We start from the raw sequence: 18,709 nt of genomic DNA, 5'->3' as shown, positions 1-18,709 counted from the left end.
CCGGCGCGGAGAAGGACACAGCCATGTCATTCACCACTGTGCTCACGTTGCCTCGGCGAGAGAAGGCGGCGGAACGCTCGCACACCACCTCGCTGGCACCGGACGACGCCCGTCGGTTGACCGCTCTCGCCGGGCGGGCGCCACGTGACGTTCACGCCGATCTCGGCACCACCTTCCAGGGGTTGCGCTCCGACCAGCTGGACCGGCTGCGCAAGGAGTTCGGTCCGAACCGGATTCGTCGGGACGGACCTCCACCTGCGTTCATCCAGCTGCTGAAGACGTTCACGAACCCCTTCGTTCTCATCCTGGTCTTCCTCTGTGCCGTCATGTTCGCAACGGACGTCCTGTGGGCCGACGACGGGCCGTCCTATGACGGCATCGTGCTGGTGGGATCGATGGTCCTGATCAGCGTTCTGTTGCGGTTCTGGCAGGAGCACCGGTCGGGTCGGGCCGTGGCGGCACTCGAGGAGATGGTCACCGTCACCTCCACGACCACCCGGCGGCACGACGGCAAGGTGGTGAGCGGAGAGATCCCGATCGACGAGTTGCTACCCGGCGACGTGGTGTCCCTGGCGGCGGGCGACATGATCCCCGCCGACGTCCGGGTGGTGCGGGCGACGCACCTGCAGGTGAACCAGTCGATGCTCAGCGGGGAGTCGGCGCCGGTCGAGAAGACGGCAGCAGCCGTCCACGGGGCCGACGCGCGTCGAATCCTGGACGCGGACAACCTCGCCTTCATGGGGACCTCGGTTGTCTCGGGCTCGGCCACGGCAGTCGTGGTGAACACCGGACGCCGCACCTACTTCGGCGCAATGGCGAAGTGCCTCGACAACTCCCGGCCCGACACCGACTTCGACGTCGGAGTACGAAAGGTCAGCTATCTGCTGATCCGGTTGATGGTCGTCATGGTTCCGGCGGTCTTCGTGATCAACGGCCTCACCAAGGACTGGAGCCAGGCTCTGCTGTTCGGCGTCGCCACCGCGGTCGGACTGACACCGGAGATGCTGCCGCTGATCGTCACCGCGACGCTCGCGAAGGGTGCGATGCACATGTCGCGCCACAAGGTGATCGTCAGGCGGCTGGGAGCGATTCAGAATTTCGGCGCGATGGATGTGCTCTGCACCGACAAGACGGGAACCCTGACGGAGGACCGGATCGCGCTGGCCGAGCACCTGGATCCGGCAGGGCAGCGCAGCAGGTCGACCCTGCGTCTGGCGACGGTGAACGCCCATTTCCAGACGGGGCTGCGTAACTCGATCGACGAGGCCGTCCTGGCCGCGGCAGGAAAGCCGTTGTCCGAGTGGATCGGGCGACATCACCGCCTCGTCGACGAGATCCCGTTCGACTTCACCCGTCGCCGCATGTCGGTCGTGGTCGAGGACGGCGGCCTTGACCTCATGGTCACCAAGGGGGCAGCGGAAGAGGTTCTGATGTTGTGTGATTCGGTCCTGGCGAACGACCGGACGTGCGACCTGAACGCGACGTCCCGATCGGAGATCGAGGAGCTCGTCGCACGCCTCAACGGCGAAGGCAAGCGAGTACTTGCTGTGGCCCGCAGGCATATTCGAGTGGAGGTAGGTGATCGCCGTGAATACACCAGAGCGGATGAATCGGGCCTCACCCTCGTCGGGTTCCTGACCTTCCTCGACCCGCCGAAGGCGTCGGCCTCGTCGGCCGTCGCGGCGCTGCAGGCGCACGGCACCGCGGTCAAGGTGATCACCGGGGACAACGAGCTGGTCACCGAGGCCGTGTGCCGCAAGGCGGGAATCGAGGTCGGCAACGTCGTCGACGGTGACCGGGTGGACCGGTCGAGCGACCAGGAACTCGCCGCGCTCGTGGGGGAGACGGCCGTGTTCGTGAAGATCGATCCGACGCAGAAGGCGCGAATCGTACGGTCGCTCAAGCAATGCGGGAACACCGTCGGGTTTCTCGGCGACGGGGTGAACGATGCACCGGCACTGCACGCCGCAGACGTCGGCATCTCGGTGCACAGCGCTGCCGACATCGCTCGTGAGTCCGCGGACATCGTCCTGTTGGAGAAGGACCTCGGTGTACTCGAGCACGGTGTTCTCGAGGGCCGCCGCACGTTCGGCAACATGCTCAAGTACGTCAAGATGACCGCCAGTTCGAACTTCGGCAACGTGTTCACCGTGCTGGTTGCGAGTGCCATGCTGCCGTTTCTGCCGATGATCCCGCTGGTCCTGCTGGTGCAGAATCTGGTGTACGACCTCGCGATGCTTGCGCTTCCCTGGGACCGCGTCGATCGTGAGTACCTGACCAGGCCGCGCAAGTGGGAGACCCGCAGCCTGGCCCGGTACATCGTGTCTTTCGGCCCGATCAGCTCGATCTTCGACATCGCGACGTTCGCCGTGATGTGGTTCGTTTTCGCCGCCAACGCGCCGGAACACGCCGCCCTGTTCCAGTCCGGGTGGTTCGTCGAATCACTTCTCACCCAGACTCTGATCGTCCACGTGATTCGCACCCGGCGAATTCCCTTCCTGCAGTCCCGGGCGTCGGTGCCACTCCTCGTGACGACGGCCCTCGCGTGCGTGTTCGGTCTCGTGCTTCCGTTCACCGGCCTCGGCGGTTCCCTCGGGCTGATTCCGTTGCCGTGGAGCTACTTCCCGTGGCTGATCGGAATCCTCGCGGCGTACTGCGCGACGACCCAGATCGCGAAGATGCTATTCATCCGCCGCGGCTGGATGTGAGGGGTCCACACCCCTCGACCGACGAACGCGAACGCGCGCCGCACCTTTCGGTGCGGCGCGCGTTCGCGTCAGTGGGAGATCAGGCGCCGTAGCCGGGGGGCATCAGGATCGACTTGAGCTCGCAGTACTCGTCCAGACCCTCGGGGCCGTTCTCGCGGCCGATGCCGGAGTTCTTGTAGCCGCCGAACGGGGAACCCGGATCAAAGGCGTACCAGTTGATGCCGAACGTGCCGGTGCGGATCTGCTTGGCGATCTCGAGGCCCTTCTCGATGTCGGTGGTGTACACCGAGCCGGCGAGGCCGTAGTCGGAATCGTTGGCGATCTTGATGGCCTCGTCGACGGTGTCGTAGGCGATCACCGACAGCACGGGTCCGAAGATCTCCTCGCGCGCGATGGTCATCGAGTTGTCGACGTCCGCGAAGATGGTCGGTTCGACGAAGTAGCCCTTTTCGAGGCCGGCGGGCACGCCGCCGCCGACGACGAGGCGGGCGCCTTCCTCCTTGCCCTTCTCGATGTATCCGAGGACCTTGTCGCGCTGCTTGGCGGTGATGATCGGGCCGAGCTGCGCGGCCGGGTCGTCGGGCATGCCCATCGGCATGAAGCCGGCGAAGGTGGCCATCGCCTCGACGATCTCGTCGTAGCGCGACCGCGGGGCCAGGATGCGGGTCTGGCCCACGCAGGCCTGGCCGGAGTTCATCAGGCCGGAGAGCACCAGCATCGGCATCGTCGCCGGGACGTCCATGTCCTCGAGGAGGATTGCTGCGGACTTGCCGCCGAGCTCGAGCGAACAACGCTTGAGGTTCTGCGCGGCGATGGCGCCGATCTTGCGGCCGACGGCGCTGCTGCCGGTGAAGGTGATCTTGTCGACACCGGGGTGCGAGACCAGGTACTCGCCGGTTTCCGCGCCACCGGGGACGATGGACAACACGCCCTCGGGCAGGCCGGCCTCGGCGAAGATCTCGGCGACGAGGTTGGCGTTCATCGGGGTTTCGGGCGCGGGCTTGAGCACCAGGGTGCAGCCGGAGATGATCGCCGGCGCAAGCTTGTTCACCAGCAGGAACAGCGGGACGTTCCACGCGATGACGGCGGCGACGACGCCGACCGGCTCGCGCAGGACCTTGCAGACGCCGAACGGTCCGGTGCGCTCTTCCTCCCAGGTGAACGTCTCGGCCAGCGCCGCGTAGCTGTTCAGCACCGCTAGCGTCGGCGTCTTCTGCATCAGCTCGACACCCGCGCGCGGTGCGCCCATCTCGGCCGAGATCAGCGTGCACAGCTCGTCGGCGCGCTCCTCGATCAGCTTCGCGGCCTTGACGAGGATCTCGGCGCGCTGCGTCGGGGTGGTCTGCGGCCAGGGGCCGGACTCGAGGGCGGCGCGGGCGGCGCCGATCGCAGCGTCGATGTCCGCGGGGGCGGCGACCGGCACGCTGCCGACCCGCTCCTCGGTCGCGGGCGAGAACACCTCGAGGCGTTCGGACGTGGACGGCTGCGTCCACTGTCCGCCGATGTAGAGCTTGTCGTAGTCGGTCATGAGTTCTTCCTTGCTGGTGCGGATTTCGGCTCGTGCGGGTCGTCGAATGCGGTGGAACGAGGGATCAGGTGCTGGCCTCCCCCGGTGCGTGCGTCGTTGAAGTCGCTGTTGCGGGCGTCACGGAACCCTGGCCCAGTAGGTGCCGTCGATCATGTCCTCGAGTGTCTTGCGGTGCATGATCATGTCGTCGGGATCGTCGGGCAGCGTCGCGTGCCCGAACGCGATCGCCCGGCTCTGCACGCGGAACATGATCGTTGCGTGCCGAAGCGCGGCGTAGACGCTGTAGTAGTCGAGATTCTCGGCGGTGTACCCCGTGAGGTCCGCGTAGGTGGCGGCGACGTCGTCGCGGCGCATGAAGTCGGGAAGTCCGGGTAGCCCTGCGACGGCGGCCAGGTCCTCGAAGAACCTGTGCAGGAAGATCATCCACGCGACATCCATCTCGCGGGGGCCGAGTGCAGCCATCTCCCAGTCCAGGACCGCGACGGGTGTGAAGTCGCGGAACATGATGTTGCCGATACGGGAGTCTCCCCAGCACAGGACCGCGGGTGACGGGTCGGAGGGGACGTTCGCCTCGAGCCAGTCGAGGGCGCGCTCGATCAGCGGCGACCGCGGCCCGTCGGACGTGGCCCACCCGTAGTAGCCGCGCTGCCGGGCGAGGTGCGCCCGGAACGCGTCCTCGGCGGTCGGGCCCGCGTCGTGCAGGTGCAGGAAACCGAAGTTCTCGGCAGCGTCGGGGATCGCGTGCAGTGCAGCGAGGACACCGACGGACGCGTCCTGCAGGGTTCGGCGCTGCTCGGGCGTCGCCTCCGACAGCCACGACCCGAAGTTGTAGGGCATGACGTCCGGCGGGACGACGCCCTCGATGCGCTCCATGACGAAGAACGGCGCGCCGAGCGGTGCCGGGTCCGGTTCGGACCAGTACGCCGTCGGGACCGGGACGTCGGACAGATCGCCGACAGCCTTCATGACATCGAACTGGGTGCCCATGTCGTAGCTCGGGAAGATCGGCATCGACGACGCACCGGGTTCGATCCGGGCGACCAGCTCGTGTACGCGGCGGGTGCCGTCCTCGGTCCATTCGGCGTCGAGGAGCACGGTCTCGCTGGACATGCCGTTCGCGTCGGGGAGGCGAACCTCGAGGATCTGCGGGGCCGCGTCGGCAGGGAGGCGGCCGGCCAGCCAGGCCTGCAGTGCATCGCGGAGCTGTTCCGGGTCGCGCCGGGACTCGCTGGGTCGCGAGAATTCGGCGTGGTTGTCACCCTCGGCGATCTCGGTTGCGCTCACAGTGCCCTCGTTCCGTCGTCCTCGGCAGCCGCGGGGCGATCCCGGCCTCCGAGGCTGAGTGTGGTGAGAAGCACACTAGAACACGTTACAGAGTCGTGGGGGTGAAATCATCACCCATTTCGGTTGGGCCTGTAACGAAATTAATCGCCGCAGGTCAGAAGGCCGGCGCCAATCAGGGTTGCCCGCGCGCCGAGCATCGCCGGGACGACCCGCAGGCCTCGGCTGAACGACAGCCCGGCGTGTCGCCGCGCCGCCTCCCTCATCGGATCCCACAACCGAGCCCCGGCCTGACCGAAGCCGCCGCCGACGACGGCCAGATCGAGGTCGAGTACGGCGGCCGTCGACGCGATCGCGGCGCCGATCGCCGTCCCGGATCGGCTCAGCGCCGCCGCGGCGACGTCGTCCCCGGACTTCGCCGCCCGCGCCAGCTCCATTCCGGTCGACCCCACCCAACCCCTGGCGTTCGCCCACCGGACCGCGGACGGACCCGACGCGACCGCCTCCAGACACCCGAAACCGCCGCACGCGCAGGGCACGTCCTCCGCTCCCGGGACCACGACGTGCCCGATGTGGCCTGCGTTGCCGGTTCGCCCACCGAGGATCCGACCCTCCAGGACGATCCCCCCGCCCACGCCGGTCGACACGATCATCCCGATCTGGTTGTCGATGCCGCGCCCCGCGCCGAACCGGTACTCGGCGAGGGTGCAGCACGCGCCGTCGATCGCGAGGGTGACGTCCGCGCCCGGAAACAGGCTGCGCACCGCGTCGACGAGCGGGAAACCGTGACGCCACTCCGCGATGTTGAGGGGGCCGACAGTGCCTGCCAGAGCGTCGACGGGTCCGGCGGACGCGATCCCGACCCGATCGACCCGGCGCCCGCCTGCCACGGCGGCCAGCAGGGATTCGGCGGCCGCCCACACGCCTACGTCCGGTGTAGGGACCTGCTGTTCACCGGCCGGCGTCCCGTCCGATTCGACCCGCGCGGCCGCGAACTTGGTGCCGCCGATGTCGAGGGCGAGTGCGGTCATCGCCGCAGGCTATCGCCCGTGCGCCCGTGTCGTCGTTCCGGCCACCGGAAAGGCGAACGAGCGCGTCAGCGTCGACGCACCACCAGAACCAGGTTCGAGACCAGGAATTCGCGCACCAGCGGGACTCTGACCAGCCACCACGCCCAGCGTGGGTGATACCGGGGGAACGCGGCGAGCAGGTCGCCGTCGGTCGTCGAACGCGCCCAGGTCAAACCGTCCGCGGCCCCGACGTCGAACAGGGACACCCCGAACCGGTTCTTCGGCTCCCTGCCGTGCTTGCGGGCGTAGCGCCGCGCCGCGTACTCGCCGCCGAATGCGTGCCACGGACCCGTCTCGTGCCCGCCGAAGGGGCCCCACCACAGCGTGTACGACAGCACCATCAGCCCGCCCGGCTTGGTCACCCGCAGCATCTCGTCGGCCATCGTCCACGGCTGCGGCACGTGCTCGGCGACGTTCGACGAGAAGCAGATGTCGACGGACGCGTCCCGCACCGGCAACGCCATCCCCGACCCGCGGATGCCGCCGTGTGCGGGCAGACCTGCGGCGTGCATCTCCGTCGGGTCCGGCTCCACCGGAACGTAGGTCGCACCGGCGCCGCGGAACGCGTCCGCGAAGTAGCCGGGACCGCCGCCGACATCGAGAACCGTCAGGTCTTCCAACGTCCGGCCCGTCGCACCGGCGTGCAGGTCGCCGATCAGTTCGAGAGAATCCGTCGCCAGCGCACCGTAGAAGCGGTCCGGATCGGTCTGCTCGAACCGGAAGTCAGACAGCAGCCGCACCGAGCGGCGGAGGGTGGCCCGACGGGCGAAGAGGCGGGTCACGGGGAGCGCGGTCACGGCGAGCCAGCCTATCGACACGTACAACGACGCGGTCACGTCGGCACCGACCCGCACCACGCGGCAGGACAAAGCCGATAAGGTGTGCAACGGCCGCCGCCGCGGTCGACACACCCGAGGGTTCCAGGAGTAGTGCCGTGCGCGAGGTTCTGTTGCTGTGCTGGCGGGACACCGGGCATCCCCAGGGCGGCGGCAGCGAACGCTACCTGGAACAGGTCGGCGCCGGGCTCGCCGCACGCGGAATCACCGTCACTCTCCGCACCGCCTCGTACCCGGGGGCGCCCCGCGACGAGGTCGTCGACGGCATCCGGATCAGCCGGGGTGGTGGACGGTTCACGGTCTATCCGCGGGCGCTCGCCGCGATCGCCGCAGGTCGGCTCGGTTTAGGTCCGCTCAAGGGCATCAGGCCCGACGCCGTGGTCGACACCCAGAACGGCATCCCGTTCTTCGCCCGGCTCGTCGCAGGCGCACCCAGTACCGTCCTCGTGCACCACTGCCACCGCGAGCAGTGGCCCGTCGCGGGCAAGCTCGTCGGCCGGATCGGCTGGTGGGTCGAATCCCAACTGTCGCCGCGCGTGCACCGCGGCAACCAGTACCTGACGGTGTCACTGCCGTCCGCGGAGGAACTCGACGCACTCGGCGTCGACCGAGGCAGGGTCGCCGTGGTCCGCAACGGCGTCGACGCGGTCCCGCCGACCGCGCCCGTCGGTGACGACGCCACCCGCACCGCGCACCCCAGCATCTGCGTGCTGTCACGTCTCGTGCCCCACAAGCAGATCGAGGACGCGCTGAACGCCGTCGCGACGCTGCGGTCACGAATCCCGGGGCTGCACCTCGACGTCGTCGGCGGCGGCTGGTGGGAGCAGAACCTGCGCGACTGCGCCGCCGAACTCGGCATCGCCGACGCGGTGACGTTCCACGGGCACGTGCCCGAGCAGCGCAAGCACGAACTCCTCGCCCAGGCGTGGGTGCACGTGATGCCGTCCCGCAAGGAAGGCTGGGGACTCGCCGTCATCGAAGCGGCACAGCACGGCGTCCCGACGGTCGGCTACCGCTCATCGCGCGGACTGACCGATTCGATCGTGGACGGCGTCACCGGTGTCGTGGTCGGCGCCGAGATCGCGGACCCGGACCGCGGCGGCGAGGACGTCGCCGCGTTGACCGGAGCCGTCGAGGAACTGCTGCTCGACGCCGAGCGTCGCACCGAACTGGGGGAGAAGGCGCGGGTGCGGGCCGCCGAGTTCTCCTGGGCGCAGACCGCGGCCGGGGTGCACACCGTCCTCGCCGAATCGGCGGCGGGACGGCACGTGTCAGGACTGATCGGGGCGGACCCGACGACGGACCGCGCCGACTACGCAGCCGAGCGCGCCGCCGGTTAGCAGCATCGCCCACAGTAGGTGCGCCGCCACGAGGGCGCCTCGATGGAACGTCGAGTAGTGCTGTGGCGCAACATCACCCGGAACCCGGTACAGGGTGAGATGCTCGTCGTCGTGAACCCGGTCGAGGGTGTCGAGCAGGTCCTGGTTCGCCGGCAACCCGGGCGTGCCGTGCTCGACGAGCACCCAGCCGACACCCAGGTCTGCGAGGTCGTCGGTCGTTCCGTCGAAGTGCAGGACGACGTCGATCATGTCGGCGCGCTCACTCTCGCCGTCGATGTCGGTGTACCCGGCGCCGCCGAACGTGGGCTCGGAGGAGCCGACCAGCAGTCGCCCGCTCTGTGGCACGTCGAGGGGCAGCATCCGCGGCGCCGGGTCGAGTACCGGCGCGGAACCCGAATACGGGAACCGGCGGAACGTCCCGGCGGGCAGCACCGCGACATCGCCGTCGGCACCGTCGAGTACGGCCGCCACCTGCTGCCAGGAGTCCGGATAGTGCACCGGCCGCAGCGCGCCCCCGACACCCCACGCCAGGTCAGGTAGTGACAGCAGAACGACGGCAATCGCGACGCCTGCCGCGGCGCGAGGCGGGCCGGCGTCGGTCCGGTCGGGGGTGAACACGCGACGGCCGAGCGCCGCGAGCACTCCGACTCCGACCGCCGCCGCGAGTGCGTAGAACGGCACCGCGAGCGCGACCCACTTCTGGGCGTCGCGCAGCAGTCCGAACCCCGGCACGTGCACGACCGCCCACTCCGCGACGGTCAGTCCCCACCCGGTCGCTCCGAGCGCAGGCAGCACCACGGCGACCACCGCAAGAGCGGCCAACACCACCAGTATCGGATTCCGGCGCCTGCGCCACAGCGCGGGCAGCCCGCACGCGACCAGCGTCAGCAGCAGCACCGTCGCGATCAACGCCCACAGTGACGTTCGGCTGCCCGGGACGGCGTCCGCATTCCAGATCCCGCCCAACCCGGCGAGACTGCCCACCGTCGCCAGGCCCGGTTCGGCGCGCGCCGCGAACGCCGCGACCCCCGCCGGGTCCGCGCCCTGCGCGCCCGCCCCGGACAGCGCGGTCGCCGCGAGCCACGGCGCCGACACCCCCGCCGCGATCAGCGCCCCGACCAGGACGCGAACGCCGCGCCTCGACCGACCGCCCGGCGTCGCGAGCAGCAGCAACGCCAGCAGTGACGCCATGACGGCGCCCGTCGGGGTCAACCCGGCGGCGGCCAGCGCGAACACCAGCGGACACCAGACCAGGACTCCCGGCGTCGACCGCCTGATCGCGACGACCGCGACCACGATCCACGGCAACGTCGCGTACCCCGTCAGAAGACTCCAGTGCCCCTGCAGCAGACGTTCCGCGACGTACGGATTCCACAGCGTCACCGTCGATGCCAGCAGTCGGGCGGGCAGAGCGGCGGTCGGCAGCAGCACCGCGACCATGCGCGCCGCGCCCCACCCCGCCGCCCACAGCGCGAGCAGCAGAACGACCTTCACGACCACTCCGCCGTCGACCACCGTCGACGCGACCGCCAGCGCCGCATCCTGCGGTACCGCGCGCGCTGCGGCGTCCGACAGGCCCAACGCCGAGTCGGTCAGGTACGACCGAGGCGTGCTCACCGCATCCCGCACCAGCAGGTGACCCGGCCCGAGCAGGGGCCCCAGTATCACCAACGCGAGAGCAAGACCGAACGCGGGCTCGGCCAGCCGGGTTAGCCCCGCGGGCCGCGCGATCATGGACCGAAGACTAATGGGTGTCATCATTGGCGGATGACTCCGCGGCCCGCCACGACATCTGCCGTGGCCGGGATGACGATGGTGACCGCAGGGTCGATGACCGCGAACATCGCGTCCTACCTCCTCGCGCTGCTCGCGGCGCGGTGGCTCGGGCCCGCCGGATACGGCGAGTTCGCCGCCCTCACCGCGGCACAACTCGTCCTCGCCGTCCCTGCCCTCGCCCTGCAGACCGTCGTCGCGCGCGAGGTGGTCCTCGGAAGGGACCCGGCCGCGCTCCGGGCGCTGGCCTGGCGGTGCACGGCCATCGTCGTCGCCCTCGCGGCACTACTCGTCGTACCGATCTCCGCGGCCCTCGGCACCAGCGTCGCCGCGACCGCGGCCGCGCTGCTCACCGCGCCGATGCTTGTGCTGCTGGCCGGCGAACAGGGTCTGCTGCAGGGGGCAGGCCGATTCGCGGCCCTTGCAGTCGTTCTCGCCGTCGCCGGGCTCGGCAAGGTCGCGCCCGCGGTCGCGGTGCTGGCAGTCGGAGGGGGTCCGGGCGCAGCGCTCACCGCGTCGGCCGTCGGCACGGGCGTCGTCGCCGTCGCGGCCCGGCTGTTCGTCGGTCGCGTGCCCGCAGCCGACTCCGCACGCGCCGACGTCGGAGTCGCCGCGGTCCTGCGCGCATCGCAGGTGCAGCTGGCGCTGATCGTGCTGTCTTCCGTGGACGTCCTGCTGTCCCGCGTGGTCCTCGGCGACGAGGCTGCCGGGCAGTACGCTCTCGGCGCCGTCGCCACCAAGGTTGCGTTCTGGCTGCCCGCCGCGGTCGGCGTCGTTCTCTACCCGCGCATGGCCAATCCGGCGCACTCGGGGCAGGCGGTGCGGTCCGCGTTGGGTGTCCTCGTGGGAATCGGCGCCCTCGCCGTCGGTGCTGCCGCCGTTGCCGCGCCCCTCGTACCGGCCCTGCTCGGGGAGTCGTACGCGCCCGTGCAGGGTCTGCTGTGGGCGTTCGCGCTGAACGGGGCGTGCCTCGCGGTCCTTCAAGGAGCACTGCTGTCCGCGATCGCCAGCGAGCGCACCCGGCTCGCGGCAGTCGCGTGGATCGGACTCGCCGCGGAGGTGGCACTGATCCTCGGGGCGGTGTCCACCATCGCGCAGCTGATCGCGGTCGCAGCGTCCGTGGCTGCCTTCACCGCGGCCGCTGCTGCCCTGCTGGCCCTACGCAGCCCGTCCTGACCGACGCTGTCCGACCCCGCGCTGGGCGCCACCCGTCCGGGCATGCGAAAGGGCCCCGCACTCGAGTCGAGTGCGGGGCCCAGTCGTATGGAACTACTACTGACGCGTCGTCGGCGGATCCTGGTCCGGGCGGACCTGCGGGATCTCGACGGTCTCGTCGGAGGTGTAGTCGTGACGGGGGATCAGTTCGGTGTCCGCGTCGCCCTGGTAGGCCGGTGCCGGGGTGACCGGCGCGCCGCCGTCAACGGGAGCGTCCTTGGGGCCACGGCCACCACGGGTGCCGAGGAAGATGCCCGCGGCCAGCGCGATGACGCCGAGGATGCCGGCGACGATCGGGACGGTGCGGCCGAAGGTCGACAGCTTGTCTGCGCCGTCCTTGGCCTGACCGATCTGGTACTCGATGGTCTCCTCGTTGAACGGCAGCGTGGCCTTGAGGACGGTGACCTCGGGCTTGCCTGCGGCCCGGGCGTAGTACTGGAACAGCTTCTCCTGGCCCTTGACGACGACGCCGGTGACCGGATCGACCCACACGTCGCGCTCGTTCTCGTACCAGCGGGTCATGGTGATCGGCGCGGCGCCACCCTCGACACCCCAGGTGTCGGCGGGGAGGGACAGCTTGTTGGTGGGCGAGGCCACGACCTTCGACAGGTCGACGGGGCCGACCTTCTGGTTGTAGTGGTAGACCTTCATCCCGTTGATCTCGGTCTCTTCGACGAAGTCGATGTCCTGCGTGGAGCGGGCGTTGAGGTCGAAGTACGGGTACGCCTTCTGCTCGCCGTCGAACGGCCACTTGTACTGCAGGCCGGTGTGCTCGACCTCTTCGGCGGGCTTGCTGGCGTCGGTCTGGATGGTGCCGATCGGGTCCTGGATCGGCATCGAGGTGACGCGGTCGAGGGTGACGCGGTCGATCGTCGCGGTCAGCAGGCCGGTGTCGCCCTGCTTGTCGGTGCGACGCAGCGTCTGACCGGCCTGGACCGTGATGCGGTCGGCGTCGGAGGGGTCGACGACGGTGACGTAGCGCTGCGCGACGAGCGGAACGTCGGTGTTGACGACGGCCTTGCCCGAGGTCAGTGACTTGGCGTCGAGGACGTCACCGGTGCCTTCGGCGATGGTGGTGACCTCGAGGTCGAGCGGGGTCTTCTTGAGCTTGCCGACGGTGTAGGTCGGGATCAGTAGGGCGGCAGCCAGTAGGAAAGCGCCGAGCCCCACCAGAATGCAGGCGAGTGTCCTGCTCGGCCCTGAGCGTTCCGCCATACCGAATCTCCTTAGTCTCCTGATGGCCCCATCAGCGTGGCGGCGTGGCCGCACTGATCGCGGAGTGTCCTGAGACACCCAGTGAGACGAGACAGTAACAGTGTCCGGTGTTCGATTGCGCTGGCACGCCTAATATCGGGCACCGTAGAAAACTCACCGGTAGGTCGAATCGGCGACCTGCGCGCACACTGGACGCGATATGACCACCTCTGCAGACCACGTCGACCAGCCTTCGGTGCTGCCTCACCAGGCGGTTCGTGGGTTCGTGCCGTCCCTCGAAGGGATGCGTGGACTCGCCGCGCTCGGCGTCCTCGTCACTCATGTCGCATTCCAGACGGGTGCCGTGTCGATTCCCGTCCTGGGCCGGATCTTCGGGCGTTTCGATCTGGCCGTGGCCGTGTTCTTCGCGCTGTCGGGGTTCCTGCTGTGGCGTCCGCATGCTGCGACTGCCCGCGGATTCGCCACCCGGCCGGCCGTCGGGCGGTACTTCCTGCACCGTGCGGTCCGCATCCTGCCCGCCTACTGGGTGGTCGTGGTGGTGGTGCTGACGTTCCTGCCGAGCGCGGGCGGCGGCTGGCGGGTGTGGCTGTCGAATCTGGGGTTGGTGCAGGTCTTCGTTCCGCTGACACTGACCGACGGCCTGACCCAGATGTGGAGCCTGTCGGTGGAGGTGGCGTTCTACCTGGTGCTGCCGCTGCTGGCGTTCACCTTTGTCCGGCTGCGGGGTGCGGCGGCGCGATGGCGGATCCCGGTGCTGCTCGGCGCGATGGCGGTGAGCCTCGGATGGGGGTTCGTGCCGGTGTCGACCCCGGACGGCATCCACGCCGACAACTGGTTGCCCGGCTATCTGCCGTGGTTCGGGGCGGGCATGGTGCTGGCCGAGCTGGCGATGCTCTCGGAGAGGCCGGTGCACCGGTTCCTGCGCAGGCGCGGCCTGATGATGCTGATCGTGCTGGTTGCGTTCGGTCTCACGTGCACCGATCTCGCGGGACCGGAAGGCCTGCAGCGGGCGCAGCCATGGCAGTACGCGGTGAAGATCGCGTTGGGGGCGGTCATCGCGTTCGGCCTGCTCGCTCCGCTGGTGTTCGGGGACCACGGCCGGCATCGGTACCTCGGGTCGCCGCTGGCACTTGCGGTTGGACGTTGGTCGTACGGCGTGTTCATCTGGCACCTGCTGGTGCTGTCGATCGTGTTCCCCGTCTTCGGGATCGTCCCGTTCCAGGGTGATTTCGTGTTCGTGCTGGTGGTGACGGTGGTGCTGAGCCTGGCGGTGGCGTCGGCGAGTTACGCGCTCGTCGAGGAGCCGTCGCGGGTGGCGTTGGCCCGGTGGGAGGCCCGTCGCCGCAGCAGCCGCGAGGCGGTCCGGGACAGAGGCACCGCGGACCAGCCGACCGCGACGACGCCGATCAGCGCTGCCAGCTGAACCAACCAGGCGTGCCCGACGTAGCCGTCGGGGAACCGCCAGGGCCCGGTCGAGAGCAGGGCGGCGCCGAGGGCGGTCCCGATTCCCGCCGCGGCGACAAGGGCGCGTGACGCGACGCGGGCTCCGCGTCGTCGTCCGACGAGCACGACCGCGACGGCCGTCAGGGCGGCGACCAGTGTGCCGACCCATCCCGCGACGACGGTCGCGGTGACGAGCACGCCCGCCGCGCCGACACCGGTGCTGTGCCAGGTGCGCGGTGCGGGACCCGGATCGGAGTCGGTGCGACGCCTGCGCGGCCACAGCGCGAGCGCGAAGAGCGGAATCAGTGCCAGCAGGCCAACGAATATTCCGAGGCGATACCAGCGGTCGGTGGGGAACTCGAGCGTGACGGTGCCCGCGGTGCCTGCGGGCACGATCCAGCCCTGCTGCCACCCGTTCACGACGACAGGGGTGAGTTCGGTGCCGTCGGGCGCGGTCGCGATCCAGCCGACGTTCTGCGATTCGGGGTTGACCAGCATGCGGTCGCCGTCGGTCGACTGGCCGTCGGCCGCGTCGACGGTCAGTTCGCGGTGGTTGGCGGTCCAGGCGCTCGTCGACGTCGGCACGAGGTGCTGTGCCTGCGACGGCGCGGTCGCGGCGTCGAGTCGGAGGCTGTCGACGGTGAACGTGGGACCGGGCGCGACGACGACGGACTGCTCGCCGGCGGGCAGTGGCACCTGTGTTCCGGGCGCGTTCTCCGCATCGCACACCGTCGCGGTCACCGTGGCGCCGGAGCGCAGTTCGTCGACGGTCGCAGTGATCGTGGTGCGGACCACCGAGCCGGCGAACGAGATGACGGGTCCGGCGTCGCAGCCGACGGTGACGACTCGGTCGCCGGGGGCCTCGGCGATTCCGGTGCCTGCAACGGTGGCGCCGCCGGTGGTGAGCACGCCGATCTCGGCGAATCCGGGCGGGTGCGGCTGGGCGAACCCAAGAGCCGTCCGGTCGAGGACGTCGTCCCAGTCCACGATGCTGATCACGATGCGATCGGTGACGGTGGGCGTCAGGCCGATTCGGTTGTCCGAGTCCAGGTCGCGGACCTGCGGACCGGTTCCGAGGTTCACCGCGACCCGGGTGGCGTGTGCGGGAACGGTGCCGAGGCTCGGCGTCAGATCCAGTCCAGAGACCAGAGTGGGCTCCGGAAGGGTCACCGTCACAGTCGGTTTCGCTCCAGGTGCGGTGATGCTGTCGCGGGATGCGGTCCAGCTGGTGCGGTCGTCGCCGTCGACAGTCGCTGCCGCGGACCCGCGAACGTCCACGACGGTGGCGTCGCCGCTCGCACGGGCACGTGTCGGGTCCGAGAGCAGGTCGTCGAGTTCGGGGCTCTGCCGGGACCGCACCAGGAGTCGCGGCGCGACGGCGGTGTCGGCCGGCACGGACAGCGTTCGTTCGAAGGTGCCGGGCTCCTCGGGTTGCAATCCCAATCCGGGATGGCAGCGGACGCGATCCGGGCCGTCGACGCAGGCGGTGCGCCCGGGAAGTTCCTGGCCGAGGTCCCATCCCGTCACGGCTGCGCCCGCGGGGGTGGGGGGCAGGACGGTGAGGTGCCGGATCGGAATGGTCACCGGGTTGTCGCGGTCGCTGTAGTCGTCGACGGAGATCTCGCTGATCCCGAACTGGGTTCCGACGGACCCGTCCTCGGTGTGCGTCGCGGTGACCTTCACCCAGTCGGTGCGGCCCGGCGGCAGGGACACGACGGCCGGTTCGCCGGGCTCGCCGATCCGGACGGCGGTGCTGCCGTTCGCGGTCGTGACCTCGAGTTGCCGGACCGGAACACCGAGTGCGGCCGCGCTGGTGCGCAGGTTGAGCAGCCCGCTCGTGACCGGTTGGTCGAAGTCGAGGCGAACCCACTGGCCGAGCGCGCTTTCCAGGCCGTTGCTGAACCAGCCGGTGGCCTGGTCGCCGTCGACCATCGCGGCAGGTCCGCTGCCCGGTGCCGTCCCGCCCAGTTGCGTGGCGTCGGCCGCCGAGCTGGACGTCGTGATCCGCGCGCCCTCCCACCGGCCGGTGACGAGGTCGGTGTCCGGGACGGGATAGTCGGCGACGAGGTTGTGGGTGCGCCGCGCGTCGTCGGGTCCTCGCAGCGCCGAACTGTGGTTGTCGACCTGACCGAAGTCGGTTTCGCGGTCGGTCGGTGTGTCGGTGACGGTGACGGCGTCGACGGGCAGCCCGGCGCGGGCGGCGTCGGCGGCGAGGAGGACCGGCCCGGCGGGGACACCGTCACCGTCGCGAGCCCGGCGGGCGGCGAGTCGCTGTACCGACTCGGGGCCGCCCTGGACGAGTGGGACGTCCGCCAGGTCGACGGTGTAGGGGCCTGTGGGGGCGGCGGCGCCGGCGGTGCCGGCCGATGTCTCAGTGGCGGTGCCGACTGATGTCTCGGCGGTGTCGACGCGATAGATCTCGATCGCCGGGTAGTCGGGGTCCAGGTCGCCGTCGGTGACGATGTCGTCCATCTTGGGGGGACCGATGTCGTCGCCGAACGTCGCGACCCGTGTCAGGCCCGGTGATCCCTCGATGGCCCGGTGTACGAGCAGTGGACGGGTCGAGCGTGAGGTCTCGGGGTCGAGGTCGTTGCGGATCACCACGTATCCGATGCCCTGGCCGCGCAGGGTCGCGGCGAGGCCGTCCGACGGGCTGCCGTCGGCGATGAGGCGCTGGACGGAGTCGAGGGCGCGGATGGCGCCGGGCGGCACCAACGGGACCGCGTCGCGCGACGCCCACGGAGTCGTGGCCAGGGCCTGCAGCGGTTCGTCGCGGGTCAGACCCCACATCTGCGTCGCGAAGGGGGCGCCGGGCACGACGAGCGCTCGGACGGCATCGGAGCCGTCGGGCGAGTTCCCGGCGGCGTTGTCCCCGAGCCAGTCGGCGGCCTCGTGCCAGTACGAGGGAACCTCGTCGTACGCGCCTCGCGGTGCCAGCTTGCCCGTCCAGGCGAGCGAGGTCGCGAGGGTGAGCGCGACGAGGATCAGGCTGGTCAGCGCGACCATCGGTTCGCGTTCGGGGTGAGCGAACGCGCTGCGCCACCGCGCCGACGACACCGATCCGGGGAGCGGCACCTTCGCGAGCAGGTGTGCGAGCCCCAGGACGAGGGGGAGCCGGACCAGCGGTTCGAGCTTGTGCACGTTGCGCAGGGGCGCGCCGCCGGAGTCGAGGAAGAGTCGAACGGAGTCGGCGATGGGCGAGCCGAGTTCACCGATGTAGCCGGCGCCGAGGCCTGCGAGCCCGACGAACAGGATCAGGACCAGGCGGCCCTTCGCGGGCATGGAGCGCATCGCCAGTCCGGCCATGCCTGCGGCGGCGAGCGCACCGGTCGCGACGACGGCGGCGGGCTGGGTGACGAGGACGGCGCCGGCAATCCGCTCGGGGGACACGAACGGTGTCCAACTGTCGGTGCCGCGCAGGACCTCGGTGAGGCTGGTCCACTGCGTCGTCACGCCCGACGATTCGATGTAGTCGAGGAACGGTGGGCTGACGCGGCCGAGCAGCAGTAGCGGAACCATCCACCAGGCGACGGCGACGAGGCACAGCGGCAGCCACCAGGCCGTGAAGACCCACCAGCGCCGGTTGGGGCGGTGCGCGATCCACCAGAGTCCGGCGACGAGGCAGGCCGCGGCGGTCGCGACGGCGTTGACGGCGCCCATCAACGCGACGGCGACCGCGGACTGCGCGGCAAGCCGCGCCTGTGTGCCTGTTCGATTGTGGGGGCCACCGGAAAGGCGCACGTGCGACGACGTCGCAAGGACCACCGGCAGCAGCACCCAGGGCGCCAGCATCATCGGAAGGGTTTCCGACGAGATCGACCCGAGGGTGGTCAGGACGCGCGGGGAGAGGGCGAAGGCGAGCGCCGCGATGATGCGGGAACTGCGACTGCCGACGCCGAGCGCCTCGGCGAGCCGCACGATGCCCCAGAACCCGGCGATCAGGAGCAGGGCCCACCAGATCCGCTGGGTGATCCACGGCGGAATGTGGAGGATGTGGCCGATGCTGAAGAACGCGCCGTGCGGGAAGAAGTATCCGTAGGCCTGGTTCTGCACCTGGCCGAGCGGTGCGAGTGACGACCACTGGTGGGACGCCCGCTCCAGGAATCCGAGCGGATTCTGCGTCAGGTCGTACTTGGTGTCGGCGACGAGCAGGCCGGGCGCCTGGAAGAAGGCCAGAACGAACGCGACCACCGAGACCCCGGACAGCCACCGCCTGGTCAGCGGTTCGGTGTTCGGCGCCTCGGCGGTCGAATGGTGCGCGTTCGTCACGGGCGAGCGATCAGGCCGCTCTCCCCTGGAC

The 18,709-nt window shown here is 70.0% G+C and carries 10 protein-coding genes and 1 pseudogene; 4 read left to right on the top strand and 7 right to left on the bottom strand.

Annotation, left to right across the window (positions count from 1 at the left end):
* Window positions 1-23: 23 nt before the first annotated feature.
* Window positions 24-2,708 carry a magnesium-translocating P-type ATPase gene (mgtA, locus tag RHCRD62_RS06745; protein ID WP_050063942.1) on the top strand — a complete coding sequence of 895 codons (2,685 nt, stop codon included), beginning with the start codon at window positions 24-26 and terminating at the stop codon, window positions 2,706-2,708.
* A gap of 79 nt (window positions 2,709-2,787) precedes the next feature.
* Here mgtA and RHCRD62_RS06740 read toward each other — a convergent pair whose 3' ends face one another.
* The 4 genes from RHCRD62_RS06740 to RHCRD62_RS06725 form a co-directional block, all read right to left on the bottom strand.
* Window positions 2,788-4,236, bottom strand: coding sequence for an aldehyde dehydrogenase (locus RHCRD62_RS06740; protein ID WP_050063941.1), 1,449 nt, complete (start codon window positions 4,234-4,236; stop codon window positions 2,788-2,790).
* 117 nt (window positions 4,237-4,353) lie between these two features.
* A complete protein-coding gene (locus RHCRD62_RS06735; RefSeq protein ID WP_050063940.1) occupies window positions 4,354-5,520 on the bottom strand; it encodes a phosphotransferase family protein in 1,167 nt (388 codons plus the stop codon).
* Window positions 5,521-5,660: 140 nt separating this feature from the next.
* Window positions 5,661-6,548, bottom strand: coding sequence for an ROK family protein (locus RHCRD62_RS06730; protein WP_050063939.1), 888 nt, complete (start codon window positions 6,546-6,548; stop codon window positions 5,661-5,663).
* A 65-nt stretch (window positions 6,549-6,613) separates the two neighbouring features.
* Window positions 6,614-7,369 carry a class I SAM-dependent methyltransferase gene (locus RHCRD62_RS06725; RefSeq protein ID WP_050064502.1) on the bottom strand — a complete coding sequence of 252 codons (756 nt, stop codon included), beginning with the start codon at window positions 7,367-7,369 and terminating at the stop codon, window positions 6,614-6,616.
* Between the two features lie 152 nt (window positions 7,370-7,521).
* On the opposite strand from RHCRD62_RS06725, the gene RHCRD62_RS06720 reads away from it, so the two are divergent.
* A complete protein-coding gene (locus RHCRD62_RS06720) occupies window positions 7,522-8,763 on the top strand; it encodes a glycosyltransferase family 4 protein (protein WP_050063938.1) in 1,242 nt (413 codons plus the stop codon).
* Here RHCRD62_RS06720 and RHCRD62_RS06715 read toward each other — a convergent pair.
* Complete coding sequence (locus tag RHCRD62_RS06715) at window positions 8,695-10,497, bottom strand: MmpA family trehalose lipid delivery protein (protein ID WP_050063937.1); 1,803 nt, start codon at window positions 10,495-10,497, stop codon at window positions 8,695-8,697. The two genes, RHCRD62_RS06720 and RHCRD62_RS06715, sit on opposite strands and share 69 nt — an antisense overlap.
* A gap of 33 nt (window positions 10,498-10,530) precedes the next feature.
* Between RHCRD62_RS06715 and RHCRD62_RS06710 the strand changes: the two genes are divergently transcribed.
* Window positions 10,531-11,712 (top strand): polysaccharide biosynthesis protein, encoded by a 1,182-nt coding sequence (locus tag RHCRD62_RS06710; protein WP_050063936.1) that lies wholly within the window; start codon window positions 10,531-10,533, stop codon window positions 11,710-11,712.
* Window positions 11,713-11,808: 96 nt separating this feature from the next.
* Here the strand turns inward: RHCRD62_RS06710 and RHCRD62_RS06705 are convergent, their stop codons facing one another.
* Window positions 11,809-12,966: a cell envelope lipid trafficking protein PgfA gene (locus tag RHCRD62_RS06705; protein ID WP_050063935.1), complete on the bottom strand. Its 1,158-nt coding sequence runs from the start codon at window positions 12,964-12,966 to the stop codon at window positions 11,809-11,811.
* Between the two features lie 199 nt (window positions 12,967-13,165).
* Between RHCRD62_RS06705 and RHCRD62_RS25380 the strand changes: the two are divergent.
* A pseudogene (locus tag RHCRD62_RS25380) lies at window positions 13,166-14,314 on the top strand (acyltransferase family protein); the annotation flags it as partial.
* Here RHCRD62_RS25380 and RHCRD62_RS26715 read toward each other — a convergent pair.
* Window positions 14,251-18,678: a DUF3367 domain-containing protein gene (locus tag RHCRD62_RS26715; protein WP_084734127.1), complete on the bottom strand. Its 4,428-nt coding sequence runs from the start codon at window positions 18,676-18,678 to the stop codon at window positions 14,251-14,253. The pseudogene RHCRD62_RS25380 and the gene RHCRD62_RS26715 overlap by 64 nt on opposite strands.
* Between the last annotated feature and the right edge of the window lie 31 nt (window positions 18,679-18,709).

Source organism: Rhodococcus sp. RD6.2, assembly GCF_001040705.1.
In the GTDB taxonomy this organism is placed as follows: domain Bacteria; phylum Actinomycetota; class Actinomycetes; order Mycobacteriales; family Mycobacteriaceae; genus Rhodococcus_G.
This window is presented reverse-complemented; position numbering and strand designations above follow the sequence as displayed.